Raw genomic sequence first — 5027 nt, forward strand, 5'->3', positions numbered from 1 at the left:
GATCCAGTCACAATTGTATAAAATCAATTCCCGCACGATCGCTCGTGCCCGTAATCCCTAGGGTATTCTGGGGATTTCTCTTAACGCTATTTATATATCATGATGGAGACCCACAATCCCCTGCCCGCCTGCCTAGAGCTCAACTTAAGGGGGCGAAGTAAAGAGGGAATATCAAGTGGTTGAAAAGATGTCCGTCGTTCCCGTGCGTGGGCCGTCTACTGACAGACAAAGAATCGAGGGCTTTCACAGCCGAAGTCACGGGAGTCCCGGCTAAAAGGCTAAGAAAAGCACCATCGGTGTTTTTCTTAGCCCCTAGTCTTTTAGGTCTCCTCCTGACTCCGCCGTGAAGGTTTTTTATGCTTCCTACACAGGAGTGACTTCTGATCTAGTGAAACGAATCTGGGTGCATAAAAATAATGTAGTGTACTGATTTACAAAAGAATATAAAGTTCACTAATTAGTATATTTTGAGTTACATGAAGAAATGATTTCTGCTACTTTACGTGAAAAGCAGATTAAAAAGTAGAATCGATTATGAAAATTCAGACTAATAGAAAAAACAACCTAGAATGGAAAAACTTATACCAAAATTTGTTTTAATCCTCATTCCCCCTGCGTGGAGCCGTGATGGTTTTAGAAATTAAGATACGTTAGTTAGAAAATGAGTGAAAATAAAATGAAGGCATTACCGTTTCTATCTATGTCCAATCTCAATCTTCATAACAAACGCGTGATGATTCGTCAAGATCTGAACGCGCCAATGAAAAATGGAAAAATTATGAATGATGAACGGATTTTGCGTGCATTGCCGACAATTCAAAAAGCAATAGAACAAAAAGCACGAGTAATAATTTTATCGCATTTGGGAAGACCAAAAGAAGGGAAATTCGAAAAAGAATTTTCTTTAGCCCCGATAGCGCGATTCCTGAGTGAAAAATTAAATCGAAAAGTGCCGCTAATCAATGATTGGCTCGAAGGAGTCGCGGTTAAACCAGGTCAGGTCATTCTTTGTGAAAATGTGCGGTTCAATAAAGGTGAAAACGAAAATAATACCGGACTTGCTAAACGGATGGCGGAGTTGTGCGATATTTTTGTTATGGATGCTTTTGCAACGGCACATCGTGCCCAAGCATCCACGGTTGGCGTCTCTGAATACGCAAAATTAGCCTGCGCCGGTCCTTTACTCATTTCTGAAATCGAAATTTTATCCCGCGCCTTAGAAAATCCTCAAAACCCATTGGTCGCTGTGGTAGGCGGTTCAAAAGTTTCAACCAAAATTCATTTATTAGAAAATTTATTAGATAAAGTCGATCAGTTAATCGTAGGTGGTGCTATTGCAAATACTTTTTTAAAAGCGCAGGGCTATCCAATTGGAAAATCGCTCTGTGAAAATGAATGGTTGGGCGCGATTTACCAATTTTGGGAGAAAGTCGCCGAAAAAAACGTTTATCTCCCCTTGCCGCTCGATGTTATTGTGGCGGATGAATTGTCAGAAAATGCGAAAGCAACGGTGAAAAATATCGATGCCCTAACCAGTGACGAATCTATTTTCGATGTAGGGCCGAATACTTCGGCAACCTATGTCAAGTTGATGGCGCAAGCGGGCACGATCGTTTGGAACGGGCCCATCGGCGTTTTTGAAATAGAAGCATTTAGTCAAGGAACACGCGCGTTGGGACAATCCATTGCAAAAAGTAGCGCTTATTCTATAGTTGGGGGTGGAGATACCCTAGCTGCTTTGGATAAATTCAATCTGACCGATCAAATGTCTTACGTCAGTACAGCTGGAGGTGCATTTTTAGAGTTTTTAGAAGGAAAAATATTACCTGCTATTAAGATCTTAACGCAACGAGCAAAAGAGTATGAGCAAAAATAATAATCACATGTTGCGCCGCACCAAAATTATTGCCACCTTAGGGCCAGCAACCGATGATTTTTCTATACTTGAAGAAATTATTCACGAGGGTGTTGACATCATTCGCTTGAATTTCTCGCACGGCACTCATGAAAAACACAAACAACGGATTGAAATGGTTCGCAAGGCGGCGAAAAAACAAGAACGGGTAATCGGAATTTTGGCGGATTTGCAAGGGCCTAAAATTCGCATATCTAGCTTTAAAATTGGCAAAATTAACTTAAAAAGAGGCGAGTTATTTATTTTGGACGCCGGGCTCCCACCCGAAGAAGGTACAGAGAAAAACATTGGGATTGATTATAAAAATTTGCCGAAAGACGTAAAAGCCGAAGATATTTTATTGTTGGATGATGGGCGTCTTACCTTAAGGGTGCAAAGCGTCAAGAGAGATCAAATTATTTGTCGAGTTGTTGAAGGGGGCGTATTGTCAGGCCACAAAGGCATTAATCGATTAGGCGGTGGGCTCTCTGCGGAAGCGATGACGGAAAAAGATATCAATGATTTAAAATTTGCAGTTGATTTTGATGTGGATTATGTGGCTATTTCATTTCCCCGCGATGCGCAGGATATTTTAAAAGCCAAGCATCTGGTGCAAAGTTACAAAGGAAAGGCGGGTATCATTGCTAAAATTGAACGCACTGAAGCGGTTAAAAATATCGACGCCATTATTGAAGCGAGCGATGGCGTCATGGTGGCGCGTGGCGATTTAGCGGTCGAAATTGGCGATGCACAAGTGCCTTTAGTGCAAAAAGATATTATTCATCGCGCCCGTTCAATGGATAAACCCGTCATTATCGCGACTCAAATGATGGAGTCTATGATTCATGCGACCGTGCCCACACGGGCTGAAGTGTCTGACGTAGCAAATGCCGTACTCGATAATACCGATGCCGTTATGTTGTCAGCAGAAACCGCTGTTGGTGATTATCCTGTTTTAGCTGTAGCCGCGATGGCGCGAACGTGCGTTGTTTCGGAAGCTCAGCCGCGTTCACACATTTCTCGTCATCGTGTTGAATGCCGTTTCAAACGGATTGATGAAGCCATTTCAATGGCAACTATGTACGTAGCTAACCATCTTGATATCAAAGCCATCATCACCTTAACCGAATCGGGAATCACCCCTTTGTGGATGTCGCGTATCCGTACGGCTATCCCCATTTATGGTCTCAGTCGATTCGATAAATCGCTCGGGCAAATGACACTTTATCGTGGTGTTTACCCTATTAAATTCGATCCAACTCAATACACGCGCGACGAAATTAATGTAAAAGCTGTTGATACGTTGCAAAGTCAGGACTTATTGAAAGAGGGCGATTTAGTGGTCTTAACCAAAGGTGATTACATGGGCGTTGGTGGCGGATCTAACGCAATGAAAATTATGGTGGTGGGAAAAGTCGTTTAAGGGTTAGCGCCGGGGGGCACAAGTATGATGTTTCCGTTTGAGTTAAAAACCATTAGTGCAAGGCTGAATAAGCTGATTAAGGTGGATTTTCAAAGTCGAGTTATGTATTTCAAGGAATGATTCGATATAAGGCTGCGACCATCGCGTTGTATAAGTATGATCTTAAAATAGTTGAGGAAAGTAGGATGACCCAGATGAGCATTATTTCATTAATTCCATTAATTGGTAAACATTCCTAAATTGGGGGAAACAGCATTGGCGGATGAGTATCCATTAATATTATTTGCTAAGCTTAGTACGTGCTTTGGGATAATTCATAAATAGTTCATGAATTTGCGCTTGCGTAAAGCTGCTGGTATTTCGCAAATGAATAACATCAGTTTTGATTTCAGTCCATGTCCATTTAGCAACGTCTAGTCTATAAGTCCAAAACCTGCGAGCAAACGGCGGACGGCGAAGTTAAATGAAGGAATTCTTTTTTCGGATACTAACTGGTTCCATAATTGATTCATATGCTGCCAATTTGCTAATGACCGCCCGGCACTTGAAACGAATGGGATACCCCGGAGATACTAAAAAAGTTGGAATAAGAATTGTGAGAGGGTGAGTAAAGGGAAGAGGGTGATTTCGTTTCTGAGGGGTGTGCATTCACTTGATGAGTTTAATGAAACGTTCGGACCTTGACGCGCAAAGTTGGCTTTTAGTAACTCTAAGCGCTGGCACAATTCATCTTCATTTCCGACGAAATATAGGGCTTCACTGCTTGTTGCATCGAATCTTGCGAAATGAGGGGGAGGCATCTCTCGGATTTGGATGAATGCATAGTAGCTAATTTTTGCCATCAAGGCTCGACCTGGTCGTTCAAAAACTAGTGCTGCAAACGGGAAATTTCTTCTTCGATATAGCCTAAGACTATTGCGAACTACTTAATGACAGCGAACTACTAAGCCCCTATTTTCAATTTTGTCTTGGTAGAAATCAATTTAGACGTTCTAAAACAGAGACGTTCCGTTTATCAATTATCTTCCTTGCATCGAGAACAGCTTGAAAGTTAGCTCGTGTTTTACCAAGAATTCTTAATCCGGGCTCTCCCGTTTTAGTACAATAATAAGCTATTATTTTTTCAGTTATCTCAAGGGGTAGGGGCGTGTCTTCTCCCTTCTTTTCGGGAATAGCTTCCTGAACGTCAGAGGAAGAGATTTCCTCGGACAAGTCAATAAAATTAACCAATGGTTGTGAACTTATGGGAAAAAGTGATGTGGGCGCTGGCTCACAATCGAAGTTAAAATGTTGCTTTCCCTCTAAGAGGCTTGTTAAGGAGACTAAAAAACCTTTCCAAGGAAGCTAAAATAGCCGAGGTTTTTCCACGAAAGTGGGAGTTTTTCTTAAAGGTTGATCACCATTTTCTGGATGTTGATGAGGAAAAGAAAATGAAGAATTCCCACGGCTCATTCTTAGCCTCCCTAGCTAAAGTTATTAATATTCAATCCCGGTACATGTTATCAATCAAAACTTAAAGAAAAATGAAACCAAAATTTTTTAAATCAGATCAGAAGCGATACGAACTATTGTCTTTATCTATAAAAGTAGCCCGTATAGGCCCTGGGTTGTTGTGTCAACAATCAGTTTTGACGAAAAGAACGTATATGCGGGTTCACAGAGCCACCGCATGAATCAGCATCATCAACCCCAGGTTTTATTTAACGTCCT

2 protein-coding genes are annotated in these 5027 nt (G+C 41.5%); both read left to right on the forward strand.

Going from position 1 to position 5027, the window contains the following annotated elements; all coding sequences use genetic code 11:
• The first annotated feature begins 661 nt into the window (after window positions 1-661).
• On the forward strand, window positions 662-1876 hold the full coding sequence (locus FIV31_RS07260) for a phosphoglycerate kinase (RefSeq protein WP_280124307.1): 1215 nt from the start codon (window positions 662-664) through the stop codon (window positions 1874-1876).
• Window positions 1863-3317, forward strand: coding sequence for a pyruvate kinase (gene pyk, locus FIV31_RS07265; RefSeq protein WP_280124308.1), 1455 nt, complete (start codon window positions 1863-1865; stop codon window positions 3315-3317). Before FIV31_RS07260 ends, pyk begins: the two co-directional genes overlap by 14 nt.
• The last annotated feature ends 1710 nt before the right edge of the window (window positions 3318-5027 follow it).

The organism is Coxiella endosymbiont of Ornithodoros amblus (genome assembly GCF_019425495.1).
Lineage (GTDB): Bacteria > Pseudomonadota > Gammaproteobacteria > Coxiellales > Coxiellaceae > Coxiella.